This window comes from Paenibacillus sp. FSL H8-0104, assembly GCF_038050215.1.
Classification (GTDB): domain Bacteria; phylum Bacillota; class Bacilli; order Paenibacillales; family Paenibacillaceae; genus Paenibacillus; species Paenibacillus amylolyticus.
In genome coordinates, this window is record NZ_JBBOTC010000001.1 from 5,789,339 (window position 1) to 5,806,736 (window position 17,398).

A 17,398-nucleotide genomic window follows, 5' to 3' on the forward strand; every position below is an offset into this window, starting at 1 on the left:
AAGTCGTACTCCTTCGTCCAGCTCGGATACCTATCCATATGGCTCCCGAACAGGGCCAGGGCTCGGACCTGTGACAATTCAATTAACCGTCGAGTACTCTACCAACTGAACTATCAGGGAATATGCTTCAGAGATCATTCTCTGAAAACGAGGTCTGTGTTTTGTTTTTTCGTTGTCTCGATTTTTGAATTAAGGTTGGCTTTAGCCCATGTGCAGTCTCATGAAGCAGCTTAACATCTTCAAGTAACCGAGGATTTTGTTTAGTATAGTCAATTAATTATTCGCTTCAAAAAAAGAGGGAGCACATATCTGCTCCCTTCACTTACAACTTTACTTCTGCAATTTTAACTTCTATGTTTCAACCGTTCATCTTTTGGCACAGCGTTGTGATGCTTCCTAGTGTCATCTTAGACGTTAGACTACATTGTCTCAGTCTCAATTCCTGATTATCAGTACACGTGCCACGCTTATGCGATTTATCGCTTATCCTTAGTGCGAACTGTTTTCATATTGGGCTGTTCAAGTTGAATTAGAATCTTACCAAATCTTCCTCCACGTGAGAAGGTCACCGTACTATCCTTGTACGTATCCAGAATGTACTCTTCAGCCAGTCTGAGAGAATCTTCATCCGATGGTAACTCATACGTATTAAGCCATTCTGGCAGCTTCTCGATAGTCTCTTCCACCGGTACTTCAAATGAGTTAACTTCTCTCGTAATGATCATCGTATAAGAATAGCCCTTCAAATACAGCAACTGTTGGATATACCCCATATCACCGACCTGGTGTGAAGAAGTTACACCCAGTACATCCTTAAGTTCATCCATTAGTGTGTGTTCCTTATGTCCCGCCATAGTACTTATATACACATACTTCCGGGCACAATTGATCGCCTGCTCAATCGTTTCCCAATCCGACATCGCCGGACACATGGATGCAAATGCAAAGTCATATTTCTTCTCCCAGCCTTTATCCTTAATGGAGATTTCTTCATATCGTTCGTTTACGATTTCGATTTTGGATTCCAGAGCTGAAGGTATCGTCTCTTTCATGAGTGAAACGAGTAACTCAGAAGGCTCAACTGCGGTCACACTTGCCCCCTTTTCTGCAAAAGGAATGGTAAATATGCCTGAAGCGGCTCCAATGTCCAAAATGGATAACCCTACGAATTCCACACCCTGGTTTTCAATCCAGCCCATAATGCGTTCAGAACGCTGCTTTCCTTCTTCGGTGAACGACTGTGCATGATAATCCCTGGCCCATCGCTCAAAAGCTTCTTCTATATTAGAGGGGACGCTTTTCTTCTTATATTTTGAACTTCTCGGACGATTCTTCCATGCCTCTTCCCATACAGAAAGATCAAATAACAGATCGGTATCCGATACATTTTTTCCATTAGTCACTCTACTTCACTCCTCCATATTAAAGACTTTACTTATCTACAATATACTCAATATAATCATACGTCAATCTTTATTAACGTCCATCTTCTCTTACTCTAGATTTTCTTACTGCACATAAATCGTTTCATATAAAATAAAAATAGCCCTACACATTGCATAAGCAACATGTAGGGCTATTCAATATACCGGCGAGAGGACTCGAACCTCCACGGTTTCCCACTCGATTTTGAGTCGAGCGCGTCTGCCATTCCGCCACGCCGGCATATGCTGGAGGCGCCACCCAGATTCGAACTGGGGATAAAGCTTTTGCAGAGCTGTGCCTTACCACTTGGCTATGGCGCCATATTTTGGAGCGGACGACGGGAATCGAACCCGCGACCCTCGCCTTGGCAAGGCGATGCTCTACCGCTGAGCCACGTCCGCATAATGGCTGGGGATATAGGATTTGAACCTATGCATGACGGAGTCAAAGTCCGTTGCCTTACCGCTTGGCTAATCCCCAATAAAAAATGAAAAAACAAAGGGGCGATCGAGGGGAATTGAACCCCCGAATGCCGGATCCACAAACCGGTGCGTTAACCACTTCGCCACGACCGCCATAAAAGGTTAATTTCTAAAAAGTTAATTGGCAGGGGCAGCAGGAATTGAACCCACACCAACGGTTTTGGAGACCGTTGTTCTACCTTTAAACTATGCCCCTAAAAACTGGTGGAGGATGATGGATTCGAACCACCGAACCCGTACGGGAGCAGATTTACAGTCTGATGCGTTTGGCCACTTCGCTAATCCTCCAGGATTACATGGTGCCGGCGAGAGGACTTGAACCCCCAACCTACTGATTACAAGTCAGTTGCTCTACCAGTTGAGCTACACCGGCTTATTAAATTATTTTAAAAATGGTGGCTCGGGACGGAATCGAACCGCCGACACGAGGATTTTCAGTCCTCTGCTCTACCGACTGAGCTACCGAGCCATAATAAAGTCTAATCTTAATTCCTTACACTTTATATAGGGCATCAGTGCCATACAGCAGATGTAGTGAACAGTTTGCCTCATGTAAAGATTAAATGGCGGAACCGACGGGATTCGAACCCGCGATCTCCTGCGTGACAGGCAGGCATGTTAGGCCAACTACACCACGGTTCCAGATCACTTTCTCAAAGGAAAGTATAATTGCGGGGGCAGGATTTGAACCTGCGGCCTTCGGGTTATGAGCCCGACGAGCTACCGGGCTGCTCCACCCCGCGTCGTTATAAAGTTTATATGGTGGAGGCTGAGGGGATCGAACCCCCGACCCTCTGCTTGTAAGGCAGATGCTCTCCCAGCTGAGCTAAGCCTCCGAACAACACATTTATGATCATACCATAATCTTGTTGTAAAAATCAACTTCTTTTTTTGAAGTTATTATGACCCGTAGGGGATTCGAACCCCTGTTACCTCCGTGAAAGGGAGGTGTCTTAACCCCTTGACCAACGGGCCTTAATATTATGGCGGAGAGAGAGGGATTCGAACCCTCGAGACGCTTGTGACGCCTACACGATTTCCAATCGTGCTCCTTCGGCCAGCTCGGACACCTCTCCATATGGCTCCCCGAACAGGGCTCGAACCTGTGACAACTCGATTAACAGTCGAGTGCTCTACCAACTGAGCTATCAGGGAATATGCTTCAGAGATCGTTCTCTGAAAACTAGATTCGAAACGAAACACGCGAATTACAACTTGCTATTGGATAAGCCCTCGACCGATTAGTACTGGTCAGCTCCATGCATTGCTGCACTTCCACCCCCAGCCTATCTACCTCGTCGTCTTCAAGGGGTCTTACATACTGGGAAATCTCATCTTGAGGGGGGCTTCACGCTTAGATGCTTTCAGCGTTTATCCCGTCCGTACATAGCTACCCAGCGGTGCTCCTGGCGGAACAACTGGTACACCAGCGGTACGTCCATCCCGGTCCTCTCGTACTAAGGACAGCTCCTCTCAAATTTCCTACGCCCACGACAGATAGGGACCGAACTGTCTCACGACGTTCTGAACCCAGCTCGCGTACCGCTTTAATGGGCGAACAGCCCAACCCTTGGGACCTACTTCAGCCCCAGGATGCGATGAGCCGACATCGAGGTGCCAAACCTCCCCGTCGATGTGGACTCTTGGGGGAGATAAGCCTGTTATCCCCAGGGTAGCTTTTATCCGTTGAGCGATGGCCCTTCCATGCGGTACCACCGGATCACTAAGCCCGACTTTCGTCCCTGCTCGACTTGTAGGTCTCGCAGTCAAGCTCCCTTATGCCTTTGCACTCTTCGAATGATTTCCAACCATTCTGAGGGAACCTTTGGGCGCCTCCGTTACTCTTTAGGAGGCGACCGCCCCAGTCAAACTGCCCACCTGACACTGTCCCCGCACCGGATTACGGTACCAGGTTAGAACCTAGATACGATCAGGGTGGTATCCCAACGTTGCCTCCATGCAAGCTGGCGCTCACACTTCAAAGGCTCCCACCTATCCTGTACAGATCGTACCCAAATTCAATATCAAGCTGCAGTAAAGCTCCATGGGGTCTTTCCGTCTTGTCGCGGGTAACCTGCATCTTCACAGGTATTAAAATTTCACCGGATCTCTCGTTGAGACAGCGCCCAAGTCGTTACGCCATTCGTGCGGGTCAGAATTTACCTGACAAGGAATTTCGCTACCTTAGGACCGTTATAGTTACGGCCGCCGTTTACTGGGGCTTCGGTTCACAGCTTCGGATTGCTCCTAACCACTCCCCTTAACCTTCCAGCACCGGGCAGGCGTCAGCCCGTATACTTCGCCTTACGGCTTCGCACAGACCTGTGTTTTTGCTAAACAGTCGCTTGGGCCTTTTCACTGCGGCCCCCTCGTGCTATTCACACTACCGGGGCACCCCTTCTCCCGAAGTTACGGGGTCATTTTGCCGAGTTCCTTAACGAGAGTTCTTCCGCGCGCCTTAGAATACTCTTCTCGCCTACCTGTGTCGGTTTGCGGTACGGGCACCATCACCTGGCTAGAGGCTTTTCTTGGCAGTGTGAGATCATGACCTTCGCTACTATAATTTTCGCTCCCCATCACAGCTCAGCCTTACAATGTGCGGATTTGCCTACACATCAGCCTTACTGCTTAGACGGACATCCATCAGTCCGCGTCACTACCCTACTGCGTCCCCCCATTGCTCATAACGGCTTACGGTGGTACAGGAATTTCGACCTGTTGTCCTTCGACTACGCCTTTCGGCCTCGCCTTAGGTCCCGACTTACCCTGAGCGGACGAGCCTTCCTCAGGAACCCTTAGGCTTTCGGCGGATCAGATTCTCACTGATCTTTTCGTTACTCATACCGGCATTCTCACTTGTATAATGTCCAGCGCTCCTTACGGTACACCTTCAACCCTTATACAACGCTCCCCTACCCCTGATGCAAAGCATCAAGCCATAGCTTCGGTGGTGTGTTTAGCCCCGTTACATTTTCGGCGCAGAGTCACTCGACCAGTGAGCTATTACGCACTCTTTCAATGATGGCTGCTTCTAAGCCAACATCCTGGTTGTCTGTGCAACTCCACATCCTTTCCCACTTAACACACACTTGGGGACCTTAGCTGATGGTCTGGGCTGTTTCCCTTTTGACAATGGATCTTAGCACTCACTGTCTGACTCCCGGAAGTAAGTCTATGGCATTCGGAGTTTGACTGAGCTTGGTAACCCTTGCGGGCCCCGCACCCAATCAGTGCTCTACCTCCACGACTCTGTTTTCCGAGGCTAGCCCTAAAGCTATTTCGGGGAGAACCAGCTATCTCCGAGTTCGATTGGAATTTCTCCGCTACCCCCACCTCATCCCCGCATTTTTCAACATGCGTGGGTTCGGGCCTCCAGTGCGTGTTACCGCACCTTCACCCTGGACAGGGGTAGATCACCCGGTTTCGGGTCTACGTCCACGTACTAAGTCGCCCTATTCAGACTCGCTTTCGCTGCGGCTCCGGCTCTTCACCTTAACCTTGCACGGGAACGTAACTCGCCGGTTCATTCTACAAAAGGCACGCCATCACCCCTAAAACGGGCTCTGACTTTTTGTAAGCACACGGTTTCAGGTTCTATTTCACTCCCCTTCCGGGGTGCTTTTCACCTTTCCCTCACGGTACTGCTTCACTATCGGTCGCTAGGAAGTATTTAGCCTTGGCAGATGGTCCTGCCGGATTCATACGGGGTTTCACGTGCCCCGCACTACTCGGGATCCGTCTCGGAGGGAACCAACTTTCAACTACAGGGCTTTTACCTTCTTTGGCGGGCCTTTCCAGACCTCTTCGCTTAACCGGTTCCTTTGTAACTCCATGTGAGACGTCCCACAACCCCAAAGAGCAAGCTCTTTGGTTTGGGCTTCTCCGCGTTCGCTCGCCGCTACTGACGGAATCACTATTGTTTTCTCTTCCTCAGGGTACTTAGATGTTTCAGTTCCCCTGGTATGCCTCTGCATAACCTATGTATTCAGTTATGAGTAACTGGAAATTACCCCAGCTGGGTTTCCCCATTCGGACACCCCCGGATCAAAGCTTGCTTACAGCTCCCCGAGGCAGTTTCGTTGTTCGCCACGTCCTTCATCGGCTCCTAGCGCCTAGGCATCCTCCGTGTGCTCTTAGTAGCTTAACCTCGTGCTCCGGTTTCGACTGCTCGCTTCCCTTGGTTTGCTTGCGCAAAGCCAAAAGTCGCTCCCATTCGATACCATCGTACGTGCAATCTACCGTTTTTATTGAAACTTGTTTAACACAAGTTCAGCTAAAAAGGAATGTTCTAATTCGCGTTTGTTTCGTTTCGATATCTAGTTTTCAAAGAACAAGCTCCATGCAAAAGCAAGCTGTTTGAGAGTTTGAGCTCTCAAAACCGAACAACGAGTGAGTGTTTTGCAGCTAAGCTGCATATTTGAATGTTTCCGTTGCAGGAAACGATTCTCCATAGAAAGGAGGTGATCCAGCCGCACCTTCCGATACGGCTACCTTGTTACGACTTCACCCCAATCATCTATCCCACCTTCGGCGGCTGGCTCCTTGCGGTTACCCCACCGACTTCGGGTGTTATAAACTCTCGTGGTGTGACGGGCGGTGTGTACAAGACCCGGGAACGTATTCACCGCGGCATGCTGATCCGCGATTACTAGCAATTCCGACTTCATGCAGGCGAGTTGCAGCCTGCAATCCGAACTGAGACCGGCTTTGTTGGGATTGGCTCCATCTCGCGATTTCGCAGCCCGTTGTACCGGCCATTGTAGTACGTGTGTAGCCCAGGTCATAAGGGGCATGATGATTTGACGTCATCCCCACCTTCCTCCGGTTTGTCACCGGCAGTCTATCTAGAGTGCCCACCCGAAGTGCTGGCAACTAAATATAAGGGTTGCGCTCGTTGCGGGACTTAACCCAACATCTCACGACACGAGCTGACGACAACCATGCACCACCTGTCTTGAATGTTCCGAAGAAAAGGTACATCTCTGCACCGGTCATTCAGATGTCAAGACCTGGTAAGGTTCTTCGCGTTGCTTCGAATTAAACCACATACTCCACTGCTTGTGCGGGTCCCCGTCAATTCCTTTGAGTTTCAGTCTTGCGACCGTACTCCCCAGGCGGAGTGCTTAATGTGTTAACTTCGGCACCAAGGGTATCGAAACCCCTAACACCTAGCACTCATCGTTTACGGCGTGGACTACCAGGGTATCTAATCCTGTTTGCTCCCCACGCTTTCGCGCCTCAGCGTCAGTTACAGCCCAGAGAGTCGCCTTCGCCACTGGTGTTCCTCCACATATCTACGCATTTCACCGCTACACGTGGAATTCCACTCTCCTCTTCTGCACTCAAGTCACCCAGTTTCCAGTGCGATCCGGGGTTGAGCCCCGGGATTAAACACCAGACTTAAATGACCGCCTGCGCGCGCTTTACGCCCAATAATTCCGGACAACGCTTGCCCCCTACGTATTACCGCGGCTGCTGGCACGTAGTTAGCCGGGGCTTTCTTCTCAGGTACCGTCACCTTGAGAGCAGTTACTCTCCCAAGCGTTCTTCCCTGGCAACAGAGCTTTACGATCCGAAAACCTTCATCACTCACGCGGCATTGCTCCGTCAGGCTTTCGCCCATTGCGGAAGATTCCCTACTGCTGCCTCCCGTAGGAGTCTGGGCCGTGTCTCAGTCCCAGTGTGGCCGATCACCCTCTCAGGTCGGCTACGCATCGTCGCCTTGGTGAGCCGTTACCTCACCAACTAGCTAATGCGCCGCAGGCCCATCCCCAAGTGACAGATTGCTCCGTCTTTCCAGTTTCCTTCAGGCGAAGAAAACAATTATTCGGTATTAGCTACCGTTTCCGGTAGTTGTCCCAAACTTGAGGGCAGGTTGCCTACGTGTTACTCACCCGTCCGCCGCTAACCATCCGAGAAGCAAGCTTCTCTTCAAGTCCGCTCGACTTGCATGTATTAGGCATGCCGCCAGCGTTCGTCCTGAGCCAGGATCAAACTCTCCAATAAAGTATTGAAAAGAGCGATAAGCTCATTTTGAATCTGACGAGATTAAAAATCTCAATTGTGCTCCAGTCGATTCAAGCCAAGGCTTGTCTCAAACTTTTGCGTTCATTCTGCAAGCAGAATGTTTACTCACTCGTTGTTCAGTTTTCAAAGATCAAACACGATTTGTTTTACTTTTTTTCGTCTCAACCAAGTTTCGGCGGCGACTTAAATAATGTAACACATTTCGTTTGTTTTCGTCAAGAACTTTTTTTAATTTCTTTTTTGAAGCTTTAGTTCTTCACTTTTCCTCTGAAGAATTTATCGTTTGTTGGCGATAATCTCGTTTGAGGAACGAAATATAATGTATCATATATCGTGAATGAGAGTCAACATCTTTTTATAAATTATTAAACAAACAAAAAAGGAAGGTTTCCCCTCCCTTATGTGATCAATATAATGTCAGGCCTCTGGAGAAGGTTATGCCTCAATCCAATACCGAATTTCCCGGCCCTCTCCTCCGATTGATGGCCATCCTGCCGATTCTTTTACAATAGAACGAAAGACCAGCTTACGTATTACCAAAGGCAGATCTTCTCGAACAAATCTTAACTGTGGATGATGAACAAGTTCATTCATGCTCCACGGCTCCTTGCGACTTCTTAACACACGCAGCAACAGTTCTGAGCACTCACTCATTTTGGACATTACGGAAAACTCACAGGCAAGCAGGACAAGCTCTACTCGTTGCTCCAGCGTCTCCGAGCTTACGGTAAGCTCTTGATAAAGTTTCCATAAAGCGCGATCCAGATTCTGCACATGTGTCCAGACGGCATGATCCGGGTATATCCCCTGTTCAATCAATACAATTCTTGCCCAGTTCCCCAGAGCCTCTAATACATTGTAGTAGGCGTCTACAACATGACCTTCCTGAATATGACGTTTGGCCTCCACATACATTCTCAAGAAACTGGTGAATTCATGAAGCAGCTTCTGCTCACGCAATTCTGCCCCAAAGGTAGACAGTTCTTCTCGCAAATCACTTAAGGCGCTGTCCGCTTCCCAGATAATCTCACCTTCAATCAGACACTGGGTGAGATTATTATGATTCCCGGTTACTACACTACTCTTTAATTCATGACGGCTCGCATAGATCATCTGATAACGAAGATCACCATATCTGTAATGTCCGACCGTCGACTTCAATTGATCATCATTATGAACAACAAGTACTAATAATTCGAAATCTTGAATTAGGGAGCCGTGGAATCGCTCTCCCGGGTGGGAATAAGCGATAGCCCCAACTGCCCCTGTCTCTTCCGACTGTTCGGACAAAAAAGCAAGGTTCTTTAATTCCACGATTCCCTCCATACATTTCATGGCAGATAAGCGCCAAGTCAGTTATAATGTAATTCTACATCCAGACTGAAGTTTCCTTCTTTTCCAGGTCCAATACTACTCATACGATAGGAGCATTTTTCATGATTTTTAAATCAGCAAAAATTAATGCTTTTCGCACTTGGGGATTACTACTGACCATGCTAGGTATGGGCCTAATGATACTGGGAACAGCCGGGATTGTTTTCTGGGGACATGCAGGCAAGGTATTCGCAGCTGTAGGACTCGTCATCGGACTGATTGCCATGATGGCCAGTCTAGCCATTTATTTCTGGGCGGGTATGCTCTCCACCAGCGCAGTACAAGTCGACTGTCCTGAATGCGGGAAGTTAACCAAAATGCTTGGCAAAACGGATCGTTGTATGTTCTGTCATACCATCCTCACCCTGGACCCTAATAAAGCCAACATGACCAGTCAACAACTGAAAGCGCCTTCTACACAAGCTCCCCCCACCGATGGTTAGCACAAAATGGTCTCCAACCGTTAAATGTCTTTTACCTTAATTTCATTGAAGAACAAAAAAAGGCCCGGTATGTTTACCGGACCTTTTTGGACTTGGCTTATAAGTGAGCCCTTATTGCTGTTATCGATAGCTAAAATATGAAGTTAAGTTATAAGTTCTACGACCAATAAAACGCTAGACTGTACGTACGATGGTATCCAATGAGAAACTTTGAACTTAGTGAAAATAAATTGGAGCAAGCAGGCACTCTGAGTTCGAGTAAATTATTTCTGGTAACCGGCCTGCTTTAATACCTCCCATGCAGAAGCATTAGCAAAACTTCGATTCCATGCTGCTACTCCGCCCAGCTTCAGCGAAGCAATCAAATCCACACGCGCCTGAAGGGACACGGCATCTTCGATCCATATTTTCTTGGTAGCTCCGTCTTCCTTATATTCCACATAGTTTTGTCCACTTGCCTGATCCAGTTCAGGTTTGAGTTTCTTCTCTTGGATCAGCTCCACAATGGCATTCATGCCCACCGCTTTGGAAGACACTTTAACCTCACCCTGATCATTCGTCTCTTCCGTCCATATCCGGGTATAGAGCGGAACCGCCATGATCAACTTGTTAGAAGGGACTTCATCCTCCTCAAGTATGCGTCTCATGGAAGCCTCGGTCCAAGGCAGAGATGCTACCGAACCTGCCTTGGGACTGGCCGCCCAATGTTCATCATAAGCCATCACAATAACATAGTCTGCAAAAGAACCTAATGCACGGCGATCCAGAAAGGCAGACCACATCTCACTGTTTGATTTCGGTGTTACATCGATTGATAACATCAATCCATGTATACGAGCCATCGCCTTGATCTCGCGCACAAACTGCGTAATATTCGGCCCGTCATCGGTATACACGTTCTCAAAGTCGATGTTGATACCATCCAGTTGATACGTCTGTGCATACTCCAACATCTGCTCGATAATATGCGTGCGTGTCTCGTAAGAAGCTACAACTTCTTTTGTAACGTCCGGGTCAAAACTGTTATCCATGAGTCCCCATACTTCCATACCCGAACGGTGAGCCCAGTTCACATAAGCTTGGTTTCCCTTGCTTTTCACAGTGCCTTGTCCATCCGTAATATGAAACCATGTGGGGCTGACCACATTCACACCGGGCATTTTACCGATAGAACCCACATCAGGCTGACGATTGTACACGGCTTCCCAAACCAGATTTACCGGTTTATTCTGCCACTTCTTCTCTGCTGCAGTCAGCGTATACTTGGGCAAGTCCACCTTCTTTTTCTCAGTGAGGACAATATAATCATTATCTACATATCCGGCATATCCATTATCGAGTTGAACAAAACTCTGTTTATCACCCGTCTGCCATACACGTACCCGTGCATCCTTTTCCATGTCGGCAATGATTGGTGAGGATTCTCCCCCACGTTTATATAACGGCACCGTCTTGTCCGCTTTGGATGATAACGTATCAATCTCTGCATACTGTATCATGTCTCCACCACGCATCAGCAGCACAGCACCTGTTACTGAATCTTCCTGTACGGTTATGCCATATACTTCTTTCAAAGGTTTGAGCGGAATATAGACTTCTCCGTCCTTAACCTCAGGCTTAACTGTCATAGGATAATCTTTGTGATTAAGTTCTGCTTGTGTGCTTCCATCTTTCATATGAAGGACTCGCTGAGGAGAGGCAATAATGATATCTCCCGATTCTGATTCATAACGTATGCCTGCATCAATCGCTTCTTGTAGCACATCTACAGGCAACTTGAGTTGATCTCCTGTACCCAGAGCGTCTCCATCCATCAGTTGCCCATCTACAAAAATAGGCTGGCTTCTTCCTACCCAGTCGGGGTCTTCATGGGTCTGGTTCAACCATACATTTGTTATAAGCCAGTAAGCCCCCCCGGCGATCAGACAAGCCCCGAGAAAACCGGGCCAAAATGAACGTCGCTTCTGACGTGTATATCTGCTTTTTCTACCCAAACGTCTACCTCCGTTAATTATGCTGATCATAAGGATGTGCGCATAAGTTGTTATAAAGATGAGCATTTTGCATAAATGCTAAAAAAAAAACGTGAAGAATCCATACTGAATTCTGCACGTTAATATTGTAATTCAACTCTCTTAATCCCTGCAACTTTTGCAAACGCCATATACTTCCAATCGGTGACCGTGTACTTCGAATCCTGTACTAGACTCCGCCTGAAGCTCTACACTTTTGAGTGAAGGATAGCTGAAGTCTTCAATCTTGCCGCATTGATCACAGATAACATGATAATGATCCGTCACATTGGCATCGAAGCGACTTGAATTATCTCCGTATGTCAATTCCCGGACCATGCCAGCTTCCAGAAACATCTTCAAATTATTATATACCGTTGCCACGCTCATACTGGGAAATTGGGGTTCAAGGGCTCGGTAAATTTCATCGGCTGTCGGATGCCCCATGGATTCCATCAGATAGTTCAATATGGCATGACGCTGGGGTGTAATACGGACACCGGTCGTTTTCAGATGCTCCAACGCATGTTGGACACGTGTTGCCATAAAACCCACCGCCTTACCTTTCATTCTCTGGTGAAGAGTAAGTTACCGTCTCCTCGCTCAGAGTTGATTCCCGGCCATTAAGAACGACAATCCATCTTTCATGCCGTGTAATCTTGCCAGTGTACATTTATTGTACGGCGATTACAAGTTTATTGTCAACGCGGCAGTCAAGGAACCTCTGTAGAATCCTCCTGGGAATTTGGTCCGTCCTCGGTAGTCTGTTCCAGATTCTCAGCCGTATCTTCAGAATCAGGTGTAACTGTTTCAGGCGTAGATACAGCCGGGTTACTCTGAATGGTGAGATCACTGTTGCCTTCAATTTTCACCCTGTACTCGCCCTCACCGAGCTGGCCTTCTATGGTTTTATTCTGTACTTTGAACGGCAGATCCGTACTTAGATCTCCATAACTGCTGGAACCCGCAAGACTGTAGTCTCCACGATCAGGAAGTAATACGTTAATGGCTCCCACCGCACTGTACACATCCCAGTCCCCTCCGACTTTGGTAGATACGATGTTAATACTGCCATTAAGTGATTGGGCTTTGATTCCCAGATTGGCTCCATCCAGCGTAATATTGCCGTTGCGTGTCTCTGCGATGAATTCACCAACGGAGTCCGCAATACTGATACTTCCCACTTGTGTAGCAAGATCTACATCGCCGGAAATACCGCGAGCCTTCATATCTCCACGGTTACTGTCCAGATCGACATTACCTATGGCGTTGGCTACAATGACATCTCCGTTCAACGTTTTCCCGGAGATATCTCCAACAGCATTGGTAATCCGGATACGTCCGTTACCTGTTTCGGCCAGTATGGTACTAATGGCTTCCGGACGATTTAATAATATGGCTCCATTGGAAGTTCGAATATCCAGATTAAAACGACGATCATCCGGGATCGTTATGGTAAGATTCATACGCGGCTGCGTTTTTTCATTGTCTCCATACGTCTTGCCTGTAGCTTTGATATAAATTACTTTTGTACCATCGGCCTCTACAAAAGAGGCTGCTGCAACGGCCTTTGCCTGTACTTCCGTCGTCTGATCTACCCAGATCACCGTCCGTACTTCAATCTCATCCGTATCTCCGCGTTGTACCGAGATATCTCCGTTGACACCTTCGACCACCAGATCTGACGTATCCATGCGAACAGGTACACGAATCGTGCCCTTATCCTCCATATACCCTGCCGCTTGACTGTAGTCCATGGATGCCGCTCCGAGATTTAGACTCACTCTATTCCATAAGTGCATGTAGTGATCCTGCTCGGTGACGATAAATACGGAAGCTGCCAAAATCAGTGAGGTTAGAATGCCTTTGGCATCGGGTCTGAAACGTACTTTGATTTGCTCATCAGGATTGCTCGGGTTATCCGATTGCACCTTGTTTCTTCTGCGTGTCCACAGGAACAGCACAATATATTCAACACCCAAAACAACGAGCAAAAATGGCCACCAGTCCACCATCTCATATACGTAGTCAGTTCCCCACCGTTTATCCAAAATCAACAGCACACCGACCGCTATGATTAAGGCGGCAGCCGTATAGCGGCCAACCCGGACTTTACGGTTCATCACGTTCCCTCCTTGTATCGTTTCCACTACATTTTTTTCTTGTTCAACATCACCCAGAACTCACGACCAAACAGAAGCAAACCGCCTACGATCATGAGAACCGCAAATGAATATCCGCCGTACATGGCGAGAAGCTCTTGAAACCAACGTGGTTTGCGGAAAAAAAGTACCATTAAAGATCCTCCCACAATCAGAAGTAATCCAAACGATATGCCTCTCTCCCAGACCATCATTGCATCTCGTGTAGAACGTTCATTGGTTATCGGCTTGTCCGAAGTTGCCTGGGTTACGGCTCTACGTCTGCGCATCATGACCCAATCCGCAGATTGCAACACATCATATACATTGTAAAAGTAAATAACCGGAATACACAAAGCCAGTAAGATGAGCAATGGCACATTAATCTGTATACCAATAGATGAGAAGTACAACACCGCTGACAGATCAAGCAAAACAAGCAGCATAAAGGTCAAACCCCTCATGTACAATCTCAGATAAATATGACCCAGGCCAGGAATAATGGCACTCAGTAATCCCGCAATAAACTTGTGAGTCCGATTTCTGACCGGTTTGGTCTGAACTGTACGAGTCTTTTGGTTCAATTGACGTCTCCGTTTCATAACATACTCCTCTCTTCTGATCTGACCTTCCGCTCTTCATGCATTTGGTTAGATAGTACCCTAAAGAGCAAGGAGAGTAACTGGAAGAAATATGGATATGACCAAAAACCCTCCGGCACTACTGGCCTGGGGAGGGTTGTAATTCATTATTCGATCGACACCTTGGTAACGTGTTCCCATTGTCTTAACTTGGATACCAAGCCTACCGTTTGGAAATCATGCGGTACCTGAACATGTAACACAATCTCAATTTTACGTTCAACCGACACCATCTCTGCGTAGGCCAAGTCTTGTTCATTCACGGTAATTTTACGAATTTTGATCTTCTCCTGCTCCATACATGAAGACAGTTGTTCGAGAAAACCGGGTTCTGACAAGGTATGAAGTGTAACAACATGCAGTTTGTTCCCTCGTAGATACCTTAGCTCTAATTTGTTAAATACCCAGAGATTAAGCAATACCAGAACGGTGGATACGATAGAGGCAAAAAAGAATCCCGCACCTGCTGCGAGCCCAATGGCTGCAACAACCCAGATTGAAGCAGCTGTAGTCAGTCCGGTAATGGATTTTCCCGTGAAGAGAATTGTCCCTGCTCCCAGGAATCCGACACCAGTAATTACAGCAGTAGCCAAACGCGCTGGATCAATCCTTACGTTTAATTCATTAGCAAAATCTTTAAAGCCATAAACAGATAACATCATGATCAGTGCAGAGCCAAGACATACCAGGATATGGGTACGCAAACCAGCAGCATGATTGGACCGTTCCCGCTCCAGGCCTACGAGCCCTCCAAGCAGCATAGCCAGCAATAATCGTAATAAAATGTGCCACTCATCAATGAACCAGGGATCGCCCAAAGTCGGTATTCCTCCTCAAGTTGTTAATATTATTAAAGTTTATTCTTGTGAAAAGTCGTTAATTCCACTCCAGGTGCAATCTGTGTGACCTCCACGGGATTAAAACCAAATTTGGTGTACAGATTCACTGCGGGTTGATTCAACGTTCCTGTGGAGACGATATAACGCGGAAGATCCGCATGCTGTTCCAACACATACGTCATCAAAGATGCCGCAATTCCCTTGCGAAAGTGATCCGGGTGCACCATCATTCGTGTAATGGTCAGTGTATTCTCCTCTTCCTCCGCTACAGCGACAGCCCCGATAAGCTCTCCGTCATTATGGATACAACCATAAAAACTCTCTCCACAATCCCGAAGTGTCTCCATCGTATCCATCAAAGGAGGAATCTCCTGAAATCCGATGATTTCGGCTTCCAATCGATAAGCTACATGTTGTAGTCTCCATAACTGTCCCAACGTCTCCAGATCACTCAGTGACAATGGTTGAATGTTCATATCCGTTCCCCCGTCCGAAATACATTTGTATCTATCAATACCAAAAAGAGGCTGTCACAGGGACGAGCCTCTTTCTGTCCGGCCTCACCGGAAGGATTAGCGGTTCAGTACATCTGCAAGCAGTTGGTTGGCTAGAGCGGGATTCGCCTTGCCTTTACTTTCTTTCATAACCTGACCAACAAGGAAGCCAATGGCTTTTTGTTTACCAGCTTTATAGTCTTCCACGGATTGAGGATTATTCGCTACAACCTGCTCAACGATGGCAAGAATGGCGCCTTCATCACTAATCTGCACAAGACCCTTCTCTTCAACGATCTGCTGTGGAAGCTTGCCGCTCTCCAGCATTTCCTTGAATACCGTTTTGGCGATTTTGCTGTTGATTGTGCCCTTCTCAAGCAGGCCAATCATCTCACCCAAGCCTTGACCTGTCAGTGGAACTTGAGTCACTTCAAGGTTGCTCGTATTCAGGTAACCCAGCAAGTCGCCCATGATCCAGTTGGATACGGACTTCGCATCCTGAGTGTATTTCAGACTATCTTCAAAAAGATCTGCCACAGCTTTGGAGGAGGTAATAACCTCTGCATCATAACTAGGCAATCCATAATCAGCCGTGTAACGCGCCTTGCGCTCGTCTGGAAGCTCAGGTATGGTAGCTCTGATCCGCTCTTTCCAGGCTTCGTCAATATGCAAATTCACCAGATCCGGGTCCGGGAAATAACGATAGTCATGCGCCTGTTCCTTACCACGCATCGACAGTGTTTTCCCTTGAGCTTCGTCCCAGCGACGCGTCTCCTGAACCACTTCACCGCCATCATCCAGAATCTCAGCCTGACGGTATTGTTCATATTCCAGACCACGCTGAACACCACGGAAGGAGTTCATGTTCTTCAGCTCGGCTCTTGTTCCCAGCTTCTCCTGTCCATGTGGACGCAAACTGATGTTGGCGTCACAACGCAGTGATCCTTCTTCCATCTTCACGTCCGACACATCACAGTACTGCATGATTGCACGCATTTTTTCAAGATACGCACGTGCCTCTTCCGGAGAAGAAATCTCAGGTTCGGATACAATCTCCACAAGTGGAGTACCGACACGGTTAAAGTCCACCAAAGAAGCGTATCCGCCATCAATATGTGTAAGCTTCCCTGCATCTTCCTCCAAGTGAAGACGCGTGATGCCGATTCGTTTCGTTTCACCATTTACTTCAATATCAATCCAGCCGTTCTCACCAATCGGTTGATCGAATTGCGAGATCTGGTAGGCCTTTGGTGAATCGGGGTAAAAGTAGTTTTTACGGTCAAACTTGCTGACATCAGCAATCGTACAATTCAGGGCCATCGCTGCCTTCATGGCGTAGTCTACCGCCTGACGATTCAATACAGGCAGTACACCCGGATGTCCGAGACAGACCGGGCAGGTATGCGTATTCGGCGGAGCTCCAAAAGCTGTGGAGCAGCCACAGAAAATTTTGGAGTTGGTATGCAACTCCACGTGGACTTCAAGTCCAACGACCGTTTCATATTTAGATGCGGACATTT

General features: G+C 47.7%; 10 protein-coding genes, 16 tRNA genes and 2 rRNA genes. 1 reads left to right on the plus strand and 27 read right to left on the minus strand.

The features are described 5' to 3' along the window. Nucleotides 1–39: 39 nt before the first annotated feature. The 20 genes from NST38_RS25540 to NST38_RS25635 form a co-directional block, all read right to left on the minus strand. Nucleotides 40–120, minus strand: a tRNA-Asn gene (locus NST38_RS25540). A gap of 356 nt (nucleotides 121–476) precedes the next feature. After that, entirely contained in the window at nucleotides 477–1,403 is a 927-nt protein-coding gene (locus NST38_RS25545; protein ID WP_341344126.1) for a class I SAM-dependent methyltransferase, read from the minus strand. Nucleotides 1,404–1,586: 183 nt separating this feature from the next. After that, nucleotides 1,587–1,665: transfer RNA gene (locus NST38_RS25550), tRNA-Leu, on the minus strand. A 6-nt stretch (nucleotides 1,666–1,671) separates the two neighbouring features. Next, nucleotides 1,672–1,745 (minus strand) — tRNA-Cys (locus NST38_RS25555). A gap of 6 nt (nucleotides 1,746–1,751) precedes the next feature. Next, nucleotides 1,752–1,826 (minus strand) — tRNA-Gly (locus tag NST38_RS25560). A 4-nt stretch (nucleotides 1,827–1,830) separates the two neighbouring features. Continuing rightward, a tRNA-Gln gene (locus NST38_RS25565) sits at nucleotides 1,831–1,905 on the minus strand. A 22-nt stretch (nucleotides 1,906–1,927) separates the two neighbouring features. Continuing rightward, a tRNA-His gene (locus NST38_RS25570) sits at nucleotides 1,928–2,000 on the minus strand. Nucleotides 2,001–2,029: 29 nt separating this feature from the next. Further along, nucleotides 2,030–2,103 (minus strand) — tRNA-Trp (locus NST38_RS25575). A gap of 6 nt (nucleotides 2,104–2,109) precedes the next feature. Then, a tRNA-Tyr gene (locus NST38_RS25580) sits at nucleotides 2,110–2,195 on the minus strand. A gap of 9 nt (nucleotides 2,196–2,204) precedes the next feature. After that, a tRNA-Thr gene (locus NST38_RS25585) sits at nucleotides 2,205–2,280 on the minus strand. Between the two features lie 20 nt (nucleotides 2,281–2,300). Next, nucleotides 2,301–2,376, minus strand: a tRNA-Phe gene (locus NST38_RS25590). 95 nt (nucleotides 2,377–2,471) lie between these two features. Beyond that, nucleotides 2,472–2,549, minus strand: a tRNA-Asp gene (locus NST38_RS25595). A 27-nt stretch (nucleotides 2,550–2,576) separates the two neighbouring features. Then, a tRNA-Met gene (locus tag NST38_RS25600) sits at nucleotides 2,577–2,650 on the minus strand. Nucleotides 2,651–2,667: 17 nt separating this feature from the next. Continuing rightward, nucleotides 2,668–2,743: transfer RNA gene (locus tag NST38_RS25605), tRNA-Val, on the minus strand. A 67-nt stretch (nucleotides 2,744–2,810) separates the two neighbouring features. Next, nucleotides 2,811–2,882 (minus strand) — tRNA-Glu (locus NST38_RS25610). Nucleotides 2,883–2,891: 9 nt separating this feature from the next. Next, nucleotides 2,892–2,983, minus strand: a tRNA-Ser gene (locus tag NST38_RS25615). Between the two features lie 3 nt (nucleotides 2,984–2,986). Continuing rightward, a tRNA-Asn gene (locus tag NST38_RS25620) sits at nucleotides 2,987–3,062 on the minus strand. 66 nt (nucleotides 3,063–3,128) lie between these two features. Continuing rightward, nucleotides 3,129–6,054, minus strand: a 23S ribosomal RNA gene (locus NST38_RS25625). A 306-nt stretch (nucleotides 6,055–6,360) separates the two neighbouring features. Next, nucleotides 6,361–7,913, minus strand: a 16S ribosomal RNA gene (locus NST38_RS25630). The 16S and 23S rRNA genes sit together here with 15 tRNA genes alongside, the layout of an rRNA operon. A 456-nt stretch (nucleotides 7,914–8,369) precedes the next feature. Further along, the gene (locus NST38_RS25635) at nucleotides 8,370–9,248 is read right to left on the minus strand and encodes a nucleotidyltransferase-like protein (RefSeq protein WP_036667991.1); all 879 of its coding nucleotides are present in this window, start codon (nucleotides 9,246–9,248) and stop codon (nucleotides 8,370–8,372) included. A 122-nt stretch (nucleotides 9,249–9,370) separates the two neighbouring features. On the opposite strand from NST38_RS25635, the gene NST38_RS25640 reads away from it, so the two are divergent. Beyond that, nucleotides 9,371–9,751, plus strand: a complete 381-nt coding sequence (locus NST38_RS25640; protein ID WP_017692307.1) for a DUF2614 family zinc ribbon-containing protein — start codon at nucleotides 9,371–9,373, stop codon at nucleotides 9,749–9,751. Nucleotides 9,752–10,014: 263 nt separating this feature from the next. Here the strand turns inward: NST38_RS25640 and NST38_RS25645 are convergent, their stop codons facing one another. The 7 genes from NST38_RS25645 to gatB form a co-directional block, all read right to left on the minus strand. Further along, nucleotides 10,015–11,745, minus strand: coding sequence for a glycosyl hydrolase family 18 protein (locus tag NST38_RS25645; RefSeq protein WP_341344127.1), 1,731 nt, complete (start codon nucleotides 11,743–11,745; stop codon nucleotides 10,015–10,017). 141 nt (nucleotides 11,746–11,886) lie between these two features. Beyond that, nucleotides 11,887–12,309, minus strand: a complete 423-nt coding sequence (gene perR / locus NST38_RS25650) for a peroxide-responsive transcriptional repressor PerR (RefSeq protein ID WP_026081471.1) — start codon at nucleotides 12,307–12,309, stop codon at nucleotides 11,887–11,889. Between the two features lie 167 nt (nucleotides 12,310–12,476). Further along, nucleotides 12,477–13,886: a DUF4097 family beta strand repeat-containing protein gene (locus NST38_RS25655; RefSeq protein WP_036667994.1), complete on the minus strand. Its 1,410-nt coding sequence runs from the start codon at nucleotides 13,884–13,886 to the stop codon at nucleotides 12,477–12,479. Between the two features lie 26 nt (nucleotides 13,887–13,912). After that, nucleotides 13,913–14,506: a hypothetical protein gene (locus tag NST38_RS25660; RefSeq protein ID WP_036667995.1), complete on the minus strand. Its 594-nt coding sequence runs from the start codon at nucleotides 14,504–14,506 to the stop codon at nucleotides 13,913–13,915. Between the two features lie 146 nt (nucleotides 14,507–14,652). Beyond that, on the minus strand, nucleotides 14,653–15,363 hold the full coding sequence (locus NST38_RS25665) for an MgtC/SapB family protein (protein WP_017692302.1): 711 nt from the start codon (nucleotides 15,361–15,363) through the stop codon (nucleotides 14,653–14,655). A 32-nt stretch (nucleotides 15,364–15,395) separates the two neighbouring features. Continuing rightward, nucleotides 15,396–15,860 (minus strand): GNAT family N-acetyltransferase, encoded by a 465-nt coding sequence (locus tag NST38_RS25670; RefSeq protein ID WP_076319628.1) that lies wholly within the window; start codon nucleotides 15,858–15,860, stop codon nucleotides 15,396–15,398. A 96-nt stretch (nucleotides 15,861–15,956) separates the two neighbouring features. Further along, nucleotides 15,957–17,396, minus strand: coding sequence for an Asp-tRNA(Asn)/Glu-tRNA(Gln) amidotransferase subunit GatB (gene gatB, locus NST38_RS25675; protein WP_036667996.1), 1,440 nt, complete (start codon nucleotides 17,394–17,396; stop codon nucleotides 15,957–15,959). Nucleotides 17,397–17,398 lie beyond the last annotated feature (2 nt).